Here is a 17,686-nt window from a genome sequence, read left to right on the forward strand (position 1 = left end):
GCGCCTCGTCGACATGCGGCAAGGAGGCCCCATGACAGATCAGAATGACACCGTTCCTCCGGACGGGATCGATTACCTCGCGATGCAGGAATCGGAGCGGTTCCAGCGGCTGAGACGGACCCAGCGCTCGTTCATCTTCCCGCTCGCGGCGTTCTTCCTCGTCTGGTATTTCGCGTATGTGCTGCTGGCCGCATTCGCCACGGACTTCATGAGTCAGCGCGTGTGGGGTGACATCACTGTCGGCCTGCTGTTCGGGCTCGGTCAATTCGTCACAACATTCGCGATCACGATGTGGTACGTCTCGTTCGCGAATAAGCGCCTCGATCCGCAGGCGTCGGCGATCAGGGAAGAACTCGAGAAGGTGCAGGCCGAGGTATGAGCATCCATTCCGCCGTCACCACGGTCGAGAACAATCCGATCCTGAACATCGCGATCTTCGGCGCATTCGTCGCCGTGACGCTGTTCATCGTGATCCGCGCGAGCCGCAACAACAAGACCGCAGCGGACTACTACGCAGCCGGACGCTCGTTCAGCGGCCCGCAGAACGGCTTCGCGATCGCGGGAGACTATCTCTCCGGCGGCATCCTTCCTCGGCATCTGCGGCGCCATCGCGGTCAACGGCTATGACGGATTCCTGTACTCGATCGGATTCCTGGTCGCCTGGCTGGTCGCCCTGCTGCTCGTCGCCGAGATGATGCGCAACACCGGCAAGTTCACGATGGCCGATGTCCTCTCGTTCCGGCTCAAGCAGCGTCCGGTGCGGATGGCCGCGGCGATCACGACCCTGGCGGTCTGCTTCTTCTACCTGCTGGCGCAGATGGCCGGCGCCGGTGGTCTGGTGTCGCTGCTGCTCGGCATCGACAACAAGGTCGGGCAGTCGATCGTCATCGCTGTCGTCGGCGTGCTGATGATCGTCTACGTGCTGATCGGCGGCATGAAGGGCACCACCTGGGTGCAGATCGTGAAGGCGGTGCTGCTCATCGCCGGTGCGATCGCGATGACGGTGTGGGTTCTCGCGCTGAACGGGTTCAACCTGAACACCCTGCTCGAGGCCGCCGTCGCCGAGTCGCCGGCCGGCGACAAGATTCTCGGGCCCGGACTGAAGTACGGAGCCAACCCCGTCGACTTCCTGTCGCTCGGCATGGCACTGGTGCTCGGCACCGCCGGTCTGCCACACGTGCTGATGCGCTTCTACACGGTCCCCACGGCCAAGGAGGCTCGTCGATCGGTGGTGTGGGCGATCTGGCTGATCGGCATCTTCTACCTGCTGACTCTGGTGCTCGGCTACGGTGCCGGCGCGCTGGTCGGTCCGGACAACATCCTCGGCGCGCCCGGCGGCGTGAACTCGGCGGCTCCGCTGCTGGCACAGGCGCTCGGCGGCCCGATCCTGATGGGCTTCATCTCCGCGGTGGCGTTCGCGACGATCCTCGCGGTCGTCGCGGGTCTCACGATCACTGCGGCGGCCTCGTTCGCACACGACATCTACGCGAACGTCATCAAGAAGGGCAAGAAGGGTGACGGCGTCTCCGATCCGAACGGCGAGGTCAAGGTCGCGCGCCGCACGGTGATCGTGATCGGCATCGTGGCGATCGTCGGTGGCATCGGCGCTCAGAGCCAGAACATCGCGTTCCTGGTCGCGCTCGCCTTCGCAGTCGCTGCATCCGCCAACCTGCCGACGATCCTGTACTCGCTGTTCTGGAAGCGGTTCAACACACGCGGCGCGGTCTGGAGCATGTACGGCGGCCTGATCGCGGCGATCGGCCTGATCGTGATCTCCCCGGTGTTCTCCGGCTCGGAGACCTCGATGATCCCCGGTATCGACATCGCGGTCTTCCCGCTGAGCAACCCGGGCATCGTCTCGATCCCGCTCGGCTTCCTCCTCGGGTGGCTGGGCACGGTCACGTCGAAGACCGCCGAGTCGCGCACGCTGGCGGCCGAGATGGAGGTGCGCTCGCTCACCGGCTTCGGAGCCGAGAAGGCTGTGGAGCACTGAGCGAGAACCACGATCACGCGGACCCCGGCGGCCTACACGCCGGGGTCCGCGTCGTTCATGCGGCGACCTGCTGTTCGAGGTCGAGCAGGAACCGCTTGCGCTCCGGGTGGGCTCCGTAATGGCCGGGTGTGCCGTCGGAGCGGATCACGCGGTGCACGGGCACGACAATCGAGAAGGGCGTGTTCCGGCACGCGGTGCCGACCGCTCGGGCCGCCCCGGACTGCCCGCCAGCACCGCGACCTCGCCGTAGCTGAGGGTCTCGCCCCACGGGATGCCGCAGATCGCCTGTAATGCGGCACGGGGGAACCCCTCGATCAGGCGCCAGTCCAGCCGCACCTGCTCGTCGAACCTGATGGGCTCGCCCTCGAAGTAGCGGTCCAGCAGATGCGCGAGTTCGTCGGCCGCACCCGGATCCGGCTCGGGCATCTGATGCAGGCGCTGGGAGATGTCATCAAGGAGCCACGGCGCCCGGGGATCGACGGTCTCGGAGAGGTCGAGGCAGACCAGGCCGTCGTCGGAGAAGACGGTGAGAGCATCGCCGAACGGCGTCTGCGCGAAGTCGTAGCGGAAGGTCATGGGTCCATCCTGTCGCTGTGCGCGGACGGCGCGCGGGGCTGAACCGCAGGATGCTCCGCATCTGTGGAGCACTCATCGCCGCATCCGACCTGTGCAGTGAAGGTCGAAACCCCCGGGAATACCGGAAAACCGGCCGGGGATACCAGCGTGAGCACATCGGCGCGCCTAGTCTGTGACGTGTGTGGCGACGTGAAGGGAAACCGGCGGGAGACGCAGAGACGGATGCCGCGGTGACCCTGGGCGAGCTCGGCGAGAACGGCACCGGGGTGGACATCGCGCATGCCGCCGAAGCAGAGCGCACCCGTCTGCGCGCCGAGGCGGCGGATCTCGGCGGTCGGTCCTCGCTCACCGGGTTCCGCGATCGTGGCGACAACGGCATCGACATATCGAAGGCGCACCCGGGCAGCCTGCCCCAGTTCATCACCGGCCGCTCCACACTGCTCTCGAACCTGTTCCGCGACGAGGTCGGCCTGCGCACCGCGCGCCTCGCCGCAGAACGGATCACCGCGCGCAACACCGAACTGCGCACCGTGCGCGGCATCGACGCGGTGCGACTGGCGGTCGGCATCGCGCGCTGGCGGATCGGGGGACGGACTTCTCCGCCCCGGTGCTGCTGCGTCCACTCGCGATCCGCCGGCACCATTCGGACTTCGAACTCAAGCTGCACGGCGTCTTCGAGGTCAACCCCGAGATCGTCCGCCTGGCCCGAGAGCACTTCGGACTCTCCCTCGACGCCGCCGATCTCGCGACGCTCGCCTACGACGGGGGCATCTTCAAGCCTCAGCCCGTCATCGATCAGCTCCGTGCTCTGACCAGGCACATCGACACCTTCTCGGTGCAGCCCCGCCTGATCGTCTCGACCTTCGCCGATGTCGCCAGCCCGATGGCCCGGGACATGGCCGATCTCGATCACCCCGTGCTGAACGCGCTCGCCGGGCACGTCGACGATCGCGAGAGCCTCGCGGAGCGGCGCGCCGCGGTGCCGGTCAGCAGCCCGGACGACCGCGCACCGGCATCCGACACTCTGCTCCTCGATGCCGACGGCGAACAGGAGACCGTGCTGGCGCGGATCACCTCCGGTCAATCGCTCGTCGTCGCCACTCTGCCCGGCACCGGCGGCACTCAGACGGTGATCAACGCCCTCGGCGAACTGGTGCGCGCGGGCAAGCGGGTGCTGGTCGTCTCGGCCCGCCGATCGACGCTGGACGGAGTCCGGCACAGGCTCAGCGGGATCGGCCTGGACGGACTCGCCGTGTCACCGGCATCCATCCGCCGCGACCTGGTGCGCGCGATCGCACGCTGCGAGAAGGCCACTCAGCCGAAGGTGGCGGACGTGGACGACGCCCTGGTGCGTCTGCGCACCGTGCTGCGCTCGTACCGGCAGGCACTGATCTCGCCAGTCGGAGCGACGGGCGCCTCCGTGCTCGAGGCCACGCGCAACCTCACCCGTCTGGCCTCCCTGCCCGTGCCACCCTCCACCACAGCGCGGCTGGGGCTTCCCGCTCTCGAGCGACTCGCGGGGGAGCGCAGTGCCGCGGCCGACCGCCTCACTCAGGCCGCTCGGCTCGGGGAGTTCCGGTTCGGACCGGATGATTCGCCCTGGTACGGAGTCACCTTCGAGACCACCGAGGCGGCGCGCAGCGCGCACGCCCTCGCCGGACGCCTGCACGGCACCGCCGTTCCCGCCCTGCTCGAGCGCGGGTACGAGCTGATCGCCCAGACCCGGATGCGTCCGTTCGCCACGATCGACGAGATGGGCGAGTACCTGCGACTGCTGCAGGGGATCAGGGACACGCTCGACAGGTTCAGCCCCACCGTCTTCGAACGTCCGCTCGGCGAGCTGATCCAGGCGCACGGCTCCCGGCGGGACGCGCCCGGGATGTCATCGGCTTCCCGCCGGCAGCTCAAGCGGCTCGCCCGGGAGTACGTGCGGCCCGGCGCGCACGTCTCCGAGATGCATGAGGCGCTGCTGCGCATCCAGCAGCAGCGCACGCAGTGGCAGCGCTACGTCGAGGCCGGCGTCGCGCCGGAGGTTCCGCTCGGCCTCGCCGACGTGCAGGTCGCCTGGCAGCGCGTGCACGCCGAGCTCGGAGAGCTGGATGCCGCGATCGGGCGTCGAGAGCCGCTCTCGTCTCTGCCCGTCGCACGTCTCGTGCGCACGCTCTCCGGGCTCGCGGCGAAGTCCGACGTCTTCGACAACCTCGTCGAGCGGGCGACGCTGCGCGATGAGCTCGCCGCGCTCGGCCTCGAGCCGCTGCTGACCGAGCTCTCGGTGCGTCACGTGCCGGAGGACCGCGTCGCCGACGAACTCGAGTTCGCCTGGTGGCAATCGCTGCTGGAGCGCTCGCTGCAGGACGAGCGGGCGCTGCTCGGCGCGAACACCGCCGTCGTAGATCGGCTCGAGAAGGACTTCCGCCTCGTCGACGAGGCCCATGCCGCGATGTCCGGTCCGCTGCTCGCGTGGAACCTCGCGAACCAGTGGCGCATCGCCGTGGTCGACGAGCCGCAGGAGGCGCAGCACCTGCGCAGCGCCCTGAAGCAGGGGCAGGCGACGGCGGCCGAGATCGTGTCGGCCGCGCCGCGCCTGACCGAGGTGCTCGCTCCGGTGTGGATCTCGTCGCCCTACGAGGTGCCGGACATCCCCGAGCAGATCCGGTTCGACGCCGTGCTGCTGGTGGATGCCGCGGCGATCAACCTCGCGGAGGCCGCTCCCGCAATCCGGCGCGCCAGGCAGGTCGTGGCGTTCGGCGATCCGGTGACCCAGCGTCCGACGCCGTTCGAGGTGGCCACCGACCGGGACGAGTCCTGGGAGCCCGAGGTGGCCTTCGACGACGTCTCGGTGTTCGAGCGGCTCGCGGAGCTGTTCCCCGTGACAACGCTCACCCGCAGCTACCGCGCGGGCGGTGAGGACCTCGCCGAGCTGATCAACGACGCCTTCTACGGCGGCGAGATCGTGTCGCTTCCCTGGGCCGGATCCTACCTGGGTCGCGGAAGCCTGACCGTCGACTACGTGGAGCGGGGCGTCGGAGCGCCCGATCCGGTGACCGGTGCGGTCGAGAGTCCGGATGCCGAGGTCGCCAGGGTGGTCACGCTCGTCGTCGAGCATGCGGTGCACCGGCCCGAGGACACGCTGATGGTCGTGACCGCGAGTCGTCGTCATGCCGAACGCGTGCGCGCGGCCGTGACGACCGCGTTCGCCGGCCGGTCGGACGTCGCAGGCTTCGTCGGCCGCGACACCGCCGAGCCGTTCGCGGTGCTCACCCTTGAGGAATCCGTCGCCGAGAGCCGCGACCGGGTGATCTTCTCGCTGGGTTACGGCCTGACCAAGCACGGCCGGGTGCTCAGCGACTTCGGCGACCTGTCGTCGTCTGACGGCGAGCGGCTGCTCACGGTCGGAATGACCCGGGCGCGCCGTTCGATGGTGATCGTGTCCTCCATTCGGCCGTCGGCGTTCGATGAGGGCCGGCTGGAGTACGGCGCGGCCACGCTGATGTCGATCCTCGGCGGTCTCGCCGTGCGCGGGCGTGACGCCAGGCTCGAGGATCTCGCCGACCCGCTGACCCTGGCCCTGGCTCGTGAACTGCGCCGGCTCGGCGCATCGGTCGACGTGGACTACCGAGGACTGCTGCCGCTGGTCGCGCAGTACTCGGGCAAGGCGGTCGTCATCGAGCCCGACCCGGAGTCGCGCGGCGAGTCGCTGCGTGAGAGCCTGCGGCTGCGCCCGCACGTGCTGCGCCGGCTGGGCTGGCACTACGTGCGCGTGCACGCCTTCGACCTGTACAGCGATCCCGCGACCGTCGCCGGCCGCATCGCCGAGGTGCTCGGCATCTCGGCCGAGACCGCGCGCGCCGAGCACGACACCGAGCCGATGGACCTCGGCAGGGATGGCTGACGGGGAGCGTCAGCATGTCGTGCGGGTCCCGGGTTCGCGCCGCGCGAAGCTGACGCCCGCGCCCGACACCTGGGCGGAGCCGGACGAACGGGATCGGGACGCCGCGGCATCCGATGAGACCGCAGAGAAGGGACCCAACGACGAGCGGATGCGGCGCGAGGTGCCGCCGCACTACTGAGGGCACAGACGAAGAAGGCCGCTCCCGGAGGAGCGGCCTTCTCGAAGACGGGTGTCAGTTCGCGGCGTTCCTGCGCAGCGCGTCGCGGATCTCGATGAGCAGTTCCTGCTCGGAGGGGAGGGTCTCCTCCTCGACGGCGGGGTTCTTCGCGGCCTGGTGCTCCTTGTACTTGTTCATCGGAACGACGAACACGAAGTAGACCACTACGGCGACGGCGAGGAACGAGATGATCGCGCTGATCAGCTCTCCGACCGGGAATGTGACCTCCTGGCCGTAGATGCCGTGGATGGTCCAGCCGACCTTCCCGGTCGCATCGGCGTCGAAGAACAGCGACACGAGCGGGTTGATGATGCTCGAGACCACTGCGTTCACGATCGCGGTGAACGCAGTGCCGATGACCACGGCGACGGCCAGGTCGATGACGTTGCCCTTGGTGATGAATTCCTTGAATCCCTTGAGCATGGATGTTCCCCCTGTTTCTCGGTATCGGGCCTCAGCTCGAGGCCGGGGTCTTCGCGGCCGCCGATCCGGCCGACGTCGAAGCACCCGCCTTCGATGATGCCGAATCGCCGCTCGATGCACCAGAACCAGCGTTCTTGCGCGAGTCGGTGCGGTAGAAGCCGGCACCGTTGAAGGTCACCCCGATCGAGCCGTACTGCTTGCGCAGAGCGCCGCCGCATTCCGGACAGACGGTCAGGGAGTCGTCCGAGAAGCTCTGGACGGCATCGAAACTGTGGCCGCACGACGTGCAGGCATAGGCGTAGGTGGGCAACGTTCCCCCGGGTGTTCAGTGCCGCGGCAGCGGCAGCGTGATGGTCTGCGTGGGGGTGACGACGCCGGTCACCGGCTGGTCGTGCACCTCGCTCGGCAGCGAATCGAGTACCTCGGAATCATAGATCACCGCGTACACCGGAGGGCATCCCTGCATCGATCCGATCGTCTTGTCGTAGTAGCCGCGACCCCAGCCGAGCCGCATTCCGTGGCGGTCGACCGCAGCGGCGGGGATGATCATGAGGTCGACATCGTTCACGGCGATCGGGCCGAGCACCTCCCCGGTGGGCTCGGGCAGTCCGAACAAGCCCTCGGCGACCTCGTCCGAGTCGTCGGCGACGGCCCAGTCCAGCAGCCCGTCCGCACGCGTGACCGGCAGCAGCACCCGGATGCCGCGCGCGACGGCGCCACGGACGAACTCCCGGGTGCCCGGTTCGGTCGTGGTGGAGAGGAAGCACGAGAGGGAGGAAGCACCGTGCGCGGCCACCAGGGCGTCGAGCTGCGCGGTGACACCGGCCCCGGCCGCTTCGCGCTGCGCGTCGGAGAGCAGCTGCCTGCGCTCTCGCAGCTCTGCGCGCAGCGCGCGCTTCTCCTGCTCGACCTCGTTCGGCATGCCTCCGATCGTACAGGCGGGCTCTGCGCGGCTCCCCGCTAAGCTTGCCGAATGGCGAAGTCCCCCATGAAGGCTGTCATCCCGGCGGCGGGTCTCGGCACCCGCTTCCTGCCCGCCACCAAGGCGATGCCCAAGGAGATGCTGCCGGTCGTCGACAAGCCGGCCATCCAGTACGTGGTGGAAGAGGCCGCGGGTGCCGGCATCGACGATGTCCTCGTCATCATCGGGCGCAACAAGAACGCCATCTCGAATCATTTCGACTCCGTGCCCGAGCTCGAGGTGAAGCTCATGGAGAAGGGCGACACCGGCCGTCTCGAGCGCGTCATGGCCTCGAGCGACATCGCGGACATCCACTTCGTCCGCCAGGGCGAGCCCAAGGGACTCGGGCACGCCGTGCTGCGCGCCCGCACCCATGTCGGCGACAGCTCGTTCGCCGTGCTCCTGGGCGACGACCTGATCGACGAACGCGACCCCCTGCTGGTCGACATGATCGCTGCGCACGAACGCAGCGGGGCCGCGGTGATCGCGCTCATGGAGGTCGATCCCGCCAGCATCCACATGTATGGAGCGGCCGCAGTCGACCCCACCGACGACGCGGACGTGGTCCGCGTGACGGGGCTCGTGGAGAAGCCTGCGGCGGCGGACGCACCGTCGAACCTCGCCGTGATCGGGCGCTACGTGCTGCCGGCATCCGTCTTCGAGATCCTGGAGCGCACTCCGCCGGGCAAGGGCGGCGAGATCCAGCTCACCGACGCACTGCAGGAGCTCGCGACCGCGTCCGGCGGGCCGGGGGTCGTCGGTGTGATCTTCCGCGGCCGCCGTTACGACACCGGCGACCGGCTGGACTACATCAAGGCGATCGTGCAGCTCGCCGCAGACCGCGATGACCTCGGCCCCGAGCTGCGGCCCTGGCTGAAGGACTTCGCGGAGCGCCTCTAGGCGGATCGCGAAGAAGACCATGCCCTTCGACGCTCCCGCCCCTCTGCAGCACGGTCCGATCGGACTGCGCCTGGTGCGCTCGCGGGATGCCCGCGTGCTGCAGCACGAACTGCTCGCCAACCGTTCCTGGCTGCAGCCCTGGGAGGCGACGATCCCTGGGGGTGTCGCCACTTTCGACATGCGCGTCGGCATCCGCCGGCTGCTGCAGCAGTACCGCGACGGCGCGGGGTACCCCTTCGTCATGGAGTACGACGGCGAGGTGGCCGGACAGCTCAATGTCTGGGGAGTCGCACGCGGCTCCCTGTGCTCGGCGACGATCGGATACTGGGTCAGCGAGCGGTTCGCAGGAAAGGGCATCACCCCGACCGCGGTCGCTCTGGCCACCGACGCCTGCTTCACGCAGTTCGGGCTGCACCGCATGGAGATCTGCATCCGGCCCGAGAACCGGGCCAGTCTGCGCGTGGTGCAGAAGCTCGGCTTCCGGTACGAGGGGCTGCGGCGCCGCTACATACACATCGACGGCGACTGGCGCGATCACCACGCGTTCGCGCTGACATCGGAAGATGTCCCGCAGGGCGTGCTGGCGCGGTGGCTGCAGGGCGGTGTGCCGAAGGACGCCGGCGCGGTGCCGTCGCTGCCGGCCGAACCGGACGGCGACTCCACTACGGGTCCGATCGCGAGCTGACGCGACACGCGACCCGACTGCGCGCGCCGCGCCGATGCCGTCGCTTACCGTTGAGCTATGAACGGGCCGGTCCTGAGTGGGGGAGTGATCGTCCTCGTGGCTGCGCTGCTGTGGATGCTCTATCTGCTGCCCAGCTGGCGGGGCCGCTATCAGTACAACGCCGCAGAGCGTAACGCCGTGCGGCTCAATCAGGCGCTTCGTGTGCTCGCCGAGACCAGTGAGACGCCCGAAGAGGTCCGCCTAGAACTGAATGCTCGCACAGCTCTGGCCCAGCAGAAGCTGGCCAAGCGCGTGCAGAGCGAGCGGGAGAACGTCGAGCTCGCCAGACTGCGCGAGGAACTCGCTGCCACTCGGAACGATCCGGTGCTGCGCCAGGCGCGTGCCCGACGCCGGACGCGTCAGGTGGCGCTGGGGGTGCTGGTGCTCGGACTCGGTATGGCCGGCGTCGGTGGATGGCAGCTGGCGACCGGCGGGAGCATCGGCTGGCTGATCGCCGGGGGAGCGACGATTCTCACCAGCATCCTCGTGCTGGCGCAGATGTCTCGCGTCGCCACCCGTGCGCACCGACGGGTCGTGGTACCTGTCGTGGCAGACGCCCGCGTGTCGCCGCCCCTGCACGACCAGGGCGCCGCGACCTGGACGCCCAGGCCGGTGCCGCAGTCGATGGCGCAGGTCGCCGGCTCGCGCACCCAGGTGGCTCAGGCGCAGCGGGCGGCTCAGGAGGAGCTGCGGCGGGCGGCCCGGCGCGAAGAGCTCCGCCGACGCGCCGAGGAGATCGCGCCGCCCGAGCCGGTGCGTCTGCCCGCAGCCGAAGCATCCTCGCCGTACACACGGATGGGCTTCGTCGACGACGCGGAGATCGAGGCGCACGTGCGTCAGCTGCTCGAGCGGCGTGCGGCCGGCTGAACACGTGATAGTGTGGCTGAGTCCTCGGGCCCATGGCGCAGTTGGTAGCGCGCTTCGTTCGCAATGAAGAGGTCGGGGGTTCGAATCCCCTGGGTCCACCAGACAGAGAAGCCCCGGCAGTCGCCGGGGCTTTTCGCATTCCTGTTCGCGCCGCACCGGGAGAGCAGTGGGCATCGGCCGCGATCTTTGCGAGGATCGACGCATGTCGAGTGACGTGCCTGCGGGCTGGTACACGGACCAGGATCCCGGACAGCTTCGCTACTGGAACGGTTCGGCCTGGACCGAGCACGTCTCGCCGATCCCCGAGGCCCAGGCGGCTCCTGTCGAGGCCCGTGCCTCATCGCCGGTTGCGGATGCTCCGCACCGCAGCGTGATCGGATACATCGGCATCGCACTCGCAGTGATCGGAACCGTCGGTGTCTGCACGCCGTGGATCCTGCCCGAGCTGCTGGGCGGGCTGGTCCTGGTGGTGGGATTCGTGCTGTCGATCGTCGCGGTGTTCCGGCGACCGCGATGGGCGGGCATCGCGGGCATAGTGATCAGCGTCATAGGCACTCTTGCCGCGGGGCTGCTCTTCGCACAGGGGTTCGTCGCGGGTTATACGGGCGGCTGATCCGCGTCGTCCCGGGGGAGCGGACGCGCGACACGCCAGAGAGTCGCGCCCGATTTGCCGGATGTCCGGGATCCGCGTAACTTAGTACCTGTTCGCCCCAAGCGGTTGAGCGGAAGGCCGGAAGGCCCAGCTCCCCTCCAAGCGGCGGACATGCTTCCTCCTCCTCAGGTCCGTCGAGTTGACAGACCGGGCGAGATGGATAACATAGTGAAGTTGCCCTGCGCGTCTCTGTCACGGTTTGTGGTGGGTGTGTGGGTGCGTCCGATCCTTGAGAACTCAACAGCGTGCACTTGTCAAATGCCAAATAACCTCGACTCTGCTTCGGCAGGGTGAGATTCCTTTGGATCAATTTATATGGATGTCAGCAATGATGTTCGTTTTTTGGTCATGGTTGAACTCGCTGCCTGTTCGCCGTTTTCCCGGTGGATGGGTTTGCATCTGTTTTTTACGGAGAGTTTGATCCTGGCTCAGGATGAACGCTGGCGGCGTGCTTAACACATGCAAGTCGAACGATGAAGCCCCTGCTTGCAGGGGCGGATTAGTGGCGAACGGGTGAGTAACACGTGAGCAACCTGCCCCTGACTCTGGGATAAGCGCTGGAAACGGTGTCTAATACTGGATATGTGCCATGGCCGCATGGTCTGTGGTTGGAAAGATTTTTTGGTTGGGGATGGGCTCGCGGCCTATCAGCTTGTTGGTGGGGTAATGGCTCACCAAGGCGTCGACGGGTAGCCGGCCTGAGAGGGTGACCGGCCACACTGGGACTGAGACACGGCCCAGACTCCTACGGGAGGCAGCAGTGGGGAATATTGCACAATGGGCGGAAGCCTGATGCAGCAACGCCGCGTGAGGGATGACGGCCTTCGGGTTGTAAACCTCTTTTAGCAGGGAAGAAGCGAAAGTGACGGTACCTGCAGAAAAAGCACCGGCTAACTACGTGCCAGCAGCCGCGGTAATACGTAGGGTGCAAGCGTTATCCGGAATTATTGGGCGTAAAGAGCTCGTAGGCGGTTTGTCGCGTCTGCCGTGAAATCCTCAGGCTCAACCTGAGGCTTGCGGTGGGTACGGGCAGACTTGAGTGCGGTAGGGGAGATTGGAATTCCTGGTGTAGCGGTGGAATGCGCAGATATCAGGAGGAACACCGATGGCGAAGGCAGATCTCTGGGCCGTAACTGACGCTGAGGAGCGAAAGGGTGGGGAGCAAACAGGCTTAGATACCCTGGTAGTCCACCCCGTAAACGTTGGGAACTAGTTGTGGGGTCCTTTCCACGGATTCCGTGACGCAGCTAACGCATTAAGTTCCCCGCCTGGGGAGTACGGCCGCAAGGCTAAAACTCAAAGGAATTGACGGGGACCCGCACAAGCGGCGGAGCATGCGGATTAATTCGATGCAACGCGAAGAACCTTACCAAGGCTTGACATACACCAGAACACCCCAGAAATGGGGGACTCTTTGGACACTGGTGAACAGGTGGTGCATGGTTGTCGTCAGCTCGTGTCGTGAGATGTTGGGTTAAGTCCCGCAACGAGCGCAACCCTCGTTCTATGTTGCCAGCACGTAATGGTGGGAACTCATGGGATACTGCCGGGGTCAACTCGGAGGAAGGTGGGGATGACGTCAAATCATCATGCCCCTTATGTCTTGGGCTTCACGCATGCTACAATGGCCGGTACAATGGGCTGCGATACCGTGAGGTGGAGCGAATCCCAAAAAGCCGGTCCCAGTTCGGATCGTAGTCTGCAACTCGACTACGTGAAGTCGGAGTCGCTAGTAATCGCAGATCAGCAACGCTGCGGTGAATACGTTCCCGGGTCTTGTACACACCGCCCGTCAAGTCATGAAAGTCGGTAACACCTGAAGCCGGTGGCCTAACCCTTGTGGAGGGAGCCGTCGAAGGTGGGATCGGTAATTAGGACTAAGTCGTAACAAGGTAGCCGTACCGGAAGGTGCGGCTGGATCACCTCCTTTCTAAGGAGCATCTGACACCTCCGGGTGTCCAGAACCCAGTACGAAGGCACACGTTCTTCGCTGGGGCTCATGGGTGGAACATTTGACATGCCGTCGAGGCTTGGTCTCGGAATCAGTACGCAGCTTGCTGCAGGAACGTTCCGGGGTTGAGGGTCGGTGGCTGCACGCTGTTGGGTCCTGAGGGACCGGGCCGGCACGGTTGTGTCGAACCGACCCTTGTGGCCCTTCTTGGCATTCCCCGGTTGGGGTGTGGCTTGGGGGGACCGCCCGTACTTTGAGAACTACACAGTGGACGCGAGCATCTTAAAGAAAACCGGGTCAACGCTTTTCCTGGCGTTGGCCTATCTCATGTGATTTCAAGTCTTTAAGAGCAAACGGTGGATGCCTTGGCATCTGGAGCCGAAGAAGGACGTAGCAATCTGCGATAAGCCTCGGGGAACTGATAAGCGAGTTTTGATCCGAGGGTGTCCGAATGGGGAAACCCCGCCAGGCGTTTGTGCGACCTGGTGACTCCCGTCTGAATATATAGGGCGGGTAGAGGGAACGCGGGGAAGTGAAACATCTCAGTACCCGCAGGAAGAGAAAACAACATGTGATTCCGTGAGTAGTGGCGAGCGAAAGCGGATGAGGCTAAACCGCTTCTGTGTGATACCCGGCAGGGGTTGCAGGAGCGGGGTTGTGGGACCCTCCTTATTGTTCTGCCGAACAGTGGGCGTGATGCGCGAGTGTAGACGAACGGTCTTGAAAGGCCGGCCATAGTGGGTGCCAGCCCCGTAGTCGAAATGCTTGGTGCAGCGTGGAGGGGATCCCAAGTAGCACGGGGCCCGTGAAATCCCGTGTGAATCTGTCAGGACCACCTGATAAGCCTAAATACTCCCAGATGACCGATAGCGGACAAGTACCGTGAGGGAAAGGTGAAAAGTACCCCGGGAGGGGAGTGAAATAGTACCTGAAACCGTTTGCTTACAAACCGTTGGAGCCTCCATGGTAGGGGTGACAGCGTGCCTTTTGAAGAATGAGCCTGCGAGTTAGTGATATGTGGCGAGGTTAACCCGTGTGGGGTAGCCGTAGCGAAAGCGAGTCTGAATAGGGCGATTCAGTCGCATGTCCTAGACCCGAAGCGAAGTGATCTATCCATGGCCAGGCTGAAGCGACGGTAAGACGTCGTGGAGGGCCGAACCCACTTAGGTTGAAAACTGAGGGGATGAGCTGTGGATAGGGGTGAAAGGCCAATCAAACTTCGTGATAGCTGGTTCTCTCCGAAATGCATTTAGGTGCAGCGTTGCGTGTTTCTTGCCGGAGGTAGAGCTACTGGATGGCCGATGGGCCCGACCAGGTTACTGACGTCAGCCAAACTCCGAATGCCGGTAAGTGAGAGCGCAGCAGTGAGACTGTGGGGGATAAGCTTCATAGTCGAGAGGGAAACAACCCAGACCACCATCTAAGGTCCCTAAGCGCGTGCTAAGTGGAAAAGGATGTGGAGTTGCTTAGACAACCAGGAGGTTGGCTTAGAAGCAGCCACCCTTGAAAGAGTGCGTAATAGCTCACTGGTCAAGTGATTCCGCGCCGACAATGTAACGGGGCTCAAGCACGCCACCGAAGTTGTGGCATTGACATTTTTGGTAGGCCTTCGTGGTCCAGCCGTGTTGATGGGTAGGAGAGCGTCGTGTGGCGGGTGAAGCGGCGGAGTGATCCAGCCGTGGACGCCACACGAGTGAGAATGCAGGCATGAGTAGCGAAAGACGTGTGAGAAACACGTCCTCCGGAAGACCAAGGGTTCCAGGGTCAAGCTAATCTTCCCTGGGTAAGTCGGGACCTAAGGCGAGGCCGACAGGCGTAGTCGATGGACAACGGGTTGATATTCCCGTACCGGCGAAGAACCGCCCACACGAAGTCAGGAGTGCTAAGCATCCCAAGACACGGGGATCCCTTCGGGGACGATCGTGTGGCGGCATGCGACCCCATCTGGTGGAGTGAGCGTATTAACAGGTGTGACGCAGGAAGGTAGCCCATGCCAGGCGATGGTTGTCCTGGTGCAAGTGCGTAGCCCGAGCGATAGGCAAATCCGTCGCTCATGCAGGGTGAGACACGATGCGGATGAAAAGTGGGTGATCCTATGCTGCCGAGAAAAGCATCGACGCGAGGTTCCAGCCGCCCGTACCCCAAACCGACTCAGGTGGTCAGGTAGAGAATACCAAGGAGATCGAGAGAATCGTGGTTAAGGAACTCGGCAAAATGCCCCCGTAACTTCGGGAGAAGGGGGCCACCCACTTATACCCACTTGCTGGGGAAAGGGTGTGGTGGCCGCAGAGACTAGTGGGTAGCGACTGTTTACTAAAAACACAGGTCCGTGCGAAGACGCAAGTCGATGTATACGGACTGACGCCTGCCCGGTGCTGGAAGGTTAAGAGGACCGGTTAGCCACTTGTGGCGAAGCTGAGAATTTAAGCCCCAGTAAACGGCGGTGGTAACTATAACCATCCTAAGGTAGCGAAATTCCTTGTCGGGTAAGTTCCGACCTGCACGAATGGCGTAACGACTTCCCAACTGTCTCAACCGCGAACTCGGCGAAATTGCATTACGAGTAAAGATGCTCGTTACGCGCAGCAGGACGGAAAGACCCCGTGACCTTTACTACAGCTTGGTATTGGTGTTCGGTGTGGCTTGTGTAGGATAGGTGGGAGACTGTGAAGCGGGTACGCCAGTATTCGTGGAGTCATTGTTGAAATACCACTCTGGTCACTCTGGATATCTAACTTCGAACCGTGATCCGGTTCAGGGACAGTGCCTGGTGGGTAGTTTAACTGGGGCGGTTGCCTCCCAAAAAGTAACGGAGGCGCCCAAAGGTTCCCTCAACCTGGTTGGCAATCAGGTGGCGAGTGTAAGTGCACAAGGGAGCTTGACTGTGAGACTGACAGGTCGAGCAGGGACGAAAGTCGGGACTAGTGATCCGGCAGTGGCTTGTGGAAGCGCTGTCGCTCAACGGATAAAAGGTACCTCGGGGATAACAGGCTGATCTTGCCCAAGAGTCCATATCGACGGCATGGTTTGGCACCTCGATGTCGGCTCGTCGCATCCTGGGGCTGGAGTAGGTCCCAAGGGTTGGGCTGTTCGCCCATTAAAGCGGTACGCGAGCTGGGTTTAGAACGTCGTGAGACAGTTCGGTCCCTATCCGCTGCGCGCGTAGGAAGTTTGAGAGGATCTGACCCTAGTACGAGAGGACCGGGTTGGACGAACCTCTGGTGTGCCAGTTGTTCCGCCAGGAGCACCGCTGGTTAGCTACGTTCGGGATGGATAACCGCTGAAAGCATCTAAGCGGGAAGCCGGCCTCAAGATGAGACTTCCATGGGCTTCGGCCCGAGAGGCTCCCAGCCAGACTACTGGGTTGATAGGCCAGATGTGGAAGCACGGCAACGTGTGCAGCTGACTGGTACTAATAAGCCGACGACTTGATAACACCTCTTTCTGCGAGATGAACGCGTCCACTTTGTGGTTCTCGACGTACGGTCGGAACCCAAACAACACACACTTACGCGTGTGATGTTGCTTGAAACGTCAATAGTGTTTCGGCGGCCATAGCGTGAGGGAAACGCCCGGTCACATTCCGAACCCGGAAGCTAAGCCTCACAGCGCCGATGGTACTGCAGGGGGGACCCTGTGGGAGAGTAGGACACCGCCGAACTCCTTCTAAACGAAAGAGCCACCCAAAGCAGGGTGGCTCTTTCGCGTTAACGCACCCGTTTCGCCAGCAGGGCAGCGGCTTCGACGACGGCCCGTGCCGTGTGATCGGCGTCGACCGCAGCATCCGTCCACGTCACCGCGATCGCCGCGACCGGCCAGCCGGCGTGATCGGTCACTGCCGCAGCGACCGATCGGAATCCCTCGGTGATCTCGCCGTCCTCCGTCGCGACGCCCGTCTGCCGCACGCTGCGAAGCAGCTCGCGCAGTTCGGAGGGCTTCTGGGGTCCGCGTCCGGTGCGCTCCGTGAAGGACGAGGCGTCGGGATACAGCGCGCGCACCTGCACCCTCGGCAGCGCGGCGAGCATCGCGCGCCCCGTCGCGGTCAGGTGCGCCGGAAGACGCACGCCGACATCCGTCACCAGCGCAGGCCGGCGCACGGCGCGCTCCTCGACGATGTACAGCACGTCCCGCCCGCTCATCACAGCGAGGTGAGCGCTCTCGCCGAGCCGGTCGGCGAGCCCCGCGACCAGCGGCCGTCCCAGGCGCGCCAGTGGCTCCTGTCTGGCATAGCCTCCGGCCAGTTCGAACGCGGACGTGCCGAGGCCCCACCGGTGATCCTGCGCGAGGTGCACCACGAAACCGTGCTCCTCGAGCGTCGCCAGCAGATGGTAGATCGTCGACCGCTGGATGCCGAGATCCCGTGCCAGGGCGGATGCGGCGATCGGCGCCGGCCGGCGTGCGAGATGGCGCAGGATGCGCAGGGTCTGGTCCGCCGCGGGCACCTGTGCCCTTCGCTCCGAGTTGTCTGAGATCACAGACAAAGGATGCCACATCGCTCTGTTCCCACGGTGAGCGCAGGTGTGGAATCGA

12 protein-coding genes, 1 tRNA gene, 3 rRNA genes and 2 pseudogenes are annotated in these 17,686 nt (G+C 64.8%); 12 read left to right on the top strand and 6 right to left on the bottom strand.

The genetic code is table 11. The features are described 5' to 3' along the window. The first annotated feature begins 31 nt into the window (after positions 1 to 31). Both L2X99_RS01865 and L2X99_RS01870 read left to right on the top strand, forming a co-directional pair. The gene (locus L2X99_RS01865; RefSeq protein WP_236125299.1) at positions 32 to 379 is read left to right on the top strand and encodes a DUF485 domain-containing protein; all 348 of its coding nucleotides are present in this window, start codon (positions 32 to 34) and stop codon (positions 377 to 379) included. Continuing rightward, a pseudogene (locus L2X99_RS01870) lies at positions 376 to 1,993 on the top strand (solute symporter family protein). The gene L2X99_RS01865 and the pseudogene L2X99_RS01870 overlap by 4 nt, the downstream one beginning before the upstream one ends. Before the next feature lie 55 nt (positions 1,994 to 2,048). On the opposite strand, the gene L2X99_RS18080 reads toward L2X99_RS01870, so the two are convergent. Together L2X99_RS18080 and L2X99_RS01875 are read right to left on the bottom strand one after the other, a co-directional pair. After that, the gene (locus L2X99_RS18080; RefSeq protein ID WP_329608161.1) at positions 2,049 to 2,162 is read right to left on the bottom strand and encodes an MGMT family protein; all 114 of its coding nucleotides are present in this window, start codon (positions 2,160 to 2,162) and stop codon (positions 2,049 to 2,051) included. Next, positions 2,138 to 2,569, bottom strand: coding sequence for a methylated-DNA--[protein]-cysteine S-methyltransferase (locus L2X99_RS01875; protein WP_329608195.1), 432 nt, complete (start codon positions 2,567 to 2,569; stop codon positions 2,138 to 2,140). Before L2X99_RS01875 ends, L2X99_RS18080 begins: the two co-directional genes overlap by 25 nt. A gap of 179 nt (positions 2,570 to 2,748) precedes the next feature. On the opposite strand from L2X99_RS01875, the pseudogene L2X99_RS01885 reads away from it, so the two are divergent. Next, positions 2,749 to 6,461: pseudogene (locus L2X99_RS01885) on the top strand (AAA family ATPase). Next, positions 6,454 to 6,639: a hypothetical protein gene (locus L2X99_RS01890; protein ID WP_236125296.1), complete on the top strand. Its 186-nt coding sequence runs from the start codon at positions 6,454 to 6,456 to the stop codon at positions 6,637 to 6,639. The pseudogene L2X99_RS01885 and the gene L2X99_RS01890 overlap by 8 nt, the downstream one beginning before the upstream one ends. 54 nt (positions 6,640 to 6,693) lie before the next feature. Here L2X99_RS01890 and mscL read toward each other — a convergent pair whose 3' ends face one another. Genes mscL through L2X99_RS01905 form a run of 3 tightly spaced genes read right to left on the bottom strand, consistent with a single transcriptional unit; the run spans position 6,694 to position 8,023 of the window. After that, a complete protein-coding gene (gene mscL / locus L2X99_RS01895) occupies positions 6,694 to 7,101 on the bottom strand; it encodes a large conductance mechanosensitive channel protein MscL (RefSeq protein ID WP_236125295.1) in 408 nt (135 codons plus the stop codon). 31 nt (positions 7,102 to 7,132) lie between these two features. Next, on the bottom strand, positions 7,133 to 7,411 hold the full coding sequence (locus L2X99_RS01900; protein ID WP_236125294.1) for an FmdB family zinc ribbon protein: 279 nt from the start codon (positions 7,409 to 7,411) through the stop codon (positions 7,133 to 7,135). Between the two features lie 15 nt (positions 7,412 to 7,426). After that, positions 7,427 to 8,023 (bottom strand): 5-formyltetrahydrofolate cyclo-ligase, encoded by a 597-nt coding sequence (locus L2X99_RS01905; protein ID WP_236125293.1) that lies wholly within the window; start codon positions 8,021 to 8,023, stop codon positions 7,427 to 7,429. Between the two features lie 51 nt (positions 8,024 to 8,074). On the opposite strand from L2X99_RS01905, the gene galU reads away from it, so the two are divergent. The 8 genes from galU to rrf all read left to right on the top strand — a co-directional run bounded on the left by galU (position 8,075) and on the right by rrf (position 16,817). Beyond that, positions 8,075 to 8,962 (top strand): UTP--glucose-1-phosphate uridylyltransferase GalU, encoded by an 888-nt coding sequence (gene galU / locus L2X99_RS01910; protein WP_236125292.1) that lies wholly within the window; start codon positions 8,075 to 8,077, stop codon positions 8,960 to 8,962. A 19-nt stretch (positions 8,963 to 8,981) separates the two neighbouring features. Next, the gene (locus tag L2X99_RS01915; protein WP_236125291.1) at positions 8,982 to 9,647 is read left to right on the top strand and encodes a GNAT family N-acetyltransferase; all 666 of its coding nucleotides are present in this window, start codon (positions 8,982 to 8,984) and stop codon (positions 9,645 to 9,647) included. Positions 9,648 to 9,704: 57 nt separating this feature from the next. Continuing rightward, positions 9,705 to 10,553: a hypothetical protein gene (locus L2X99_RS01920; RefSeq protein ID WP_236135564.1), complete on the top strand. Its 849-nt coding sequence runs from the start codon at positions 9,705 to 9,707 to the stop codon at positions 10,551 to 10,553. A 26-nt stretch (positions 10,554 to 10,579) separates the two neighbouring features. Further along, positions 10,580 to 10,654 (top strand) — tRNA-Ala (locus L2X99_RS01925). 101 nt (positions 10,655 to 10,755) lie between these two features. Beyond that, on the top strand, positions 10,756 to 11,166 hold the full coding sequence (locus L2X99_RS01930) for a DUF2510 domain-containing protein (RefSeq protein WP_236125289.1): 411 nt from the start codon (positions 10,756 to 10,758) through the stop codon (positions 11,164 to 11,166). A gap of 444 nt (positions 11,167 to 11,610) precedes the next feature. Continuing rightward, positions 11,611 to 13,135 (top strand): 16S ribosomal RNA (locus L2X99_RS01935). Positions 13,136 to 13,489: 354 nt separating this feature from the next. Then, a 23S ribosomal RNA gene (locus L2X99_RS01940) occupies positions 13,490 to 16,592 on the top strand. 108 nt (positions 16,593 to 16,700) lie between these two features. Beyond that, positions 16,701 to 16,817: ribosomal RNA gene (rrf, locus tag L2X99_RS01945) — 5S ribosomal RNA — on the top strand. The 16S, 23S and 5S rRNA genes sit together here, the layout of an rRNA operon. Before the next feature lie 46 nt (positions 16,818 to 16,863). Here the strand turns inward: rrf and L2X99_RS01950 are convergent. Continuing rightward, a complete protein-coding gene (locus L2X99_RS01950; protein WP_236135565.1) occupies positions 16,864 to 17,649 on the bottom strand; it encodes an IclR family transcriptional regulator in 786 nt (261 codons plus the stop codon). Positions 17,650 to 17,686: the final 37 nt, after the last annotated feature.

The sequence above is a fragment of the Microbacterium sp. KUDC0406 genome (assembly GCF_021582875.1).
Classification (GTDB): Bacteria; Actinomycetota; Actinomycetes; order Actinomycetales; family Microbacteriaceae; genus Microbacterium.

What these genes read in the sequence shown, in the direction of transcription:
- L2X99_RS01875 (WP_329608195.1), bottom strand. Translation starts at nt 2,569, where the DNA reads ATGACCTTCCGCTACGACTTCGCGCAGACGCCGTTCGGCGATGCTCTC.
- L2X99_RS01950 (WP_236135565.1), bottom strand. Translation starts at nt 17,649, where the DNA reads ATGTGGCATCCTTTGTCTGTGATCTCAGACAACTCGGAGCGAAGGGCA.
- mscL (WP_236125295.1), bottom strand. Translation starts at nt 7,101, where the DNA reads ATGCTCAAGGGATTCAAGGAATTCATCACCAAGGGCAACGTCATCGAC.
- L2X99_RS01890 (WP_236125296.1), top strand. Translation starts at nt 6,454, where the DNA reads ATGGCTGACGGGGAGCGTCAGCATGTCGTGCGGGTCCCGGGTTCGCGC.
- L2X99_RS01865 (WP_236125299.1), top strand. Translation starts at nt 32, where the DNA reads ATGACAGATCAGAATGACACCGTTCCTCCGGACGGGATCGATTACCTC.
- L2X99_RS01930 (WP_236125289.1), top strand. Translation starts at nt 10,756, where the DNA reads ATGTCGAGTGACGTGCCTGCGGGCTGGTACACGGACCAGGATCCCGGA.
- galU (WP_236125292.1), top strand. Translation starts at nt 8,075, where the DNA reads ATGGCGAAGTCCCCCATGAAGGCTGTCATCCCGGCGGCGGGTCTCGGC.
- L2X99_RS01920 (WP_236135564.1), top strand. Translation starts at nt 9,705, where the DNA reads ATGAACGGGCCGGTCCTGAGTGGGGGAGTGATCGTCCTCGTGGCTGCG.
- L2X99_RS01915 (WP_236125291.1), top strand. Translation starts at nt 8,982, where the DNA reads ATGCCCTTCGACGCTCCCGCCCCTCTGCAGCACGGTCCGATCGGACTG.
- L2X99_RS01905 (WP_236125293.1), bottom strand. Translation starts at nt 8,023, where the DNA reads ATGCCGAACGAGGTCGAGCAGGAGAAGCGCGCGCTGCGCGCAGAGCTG.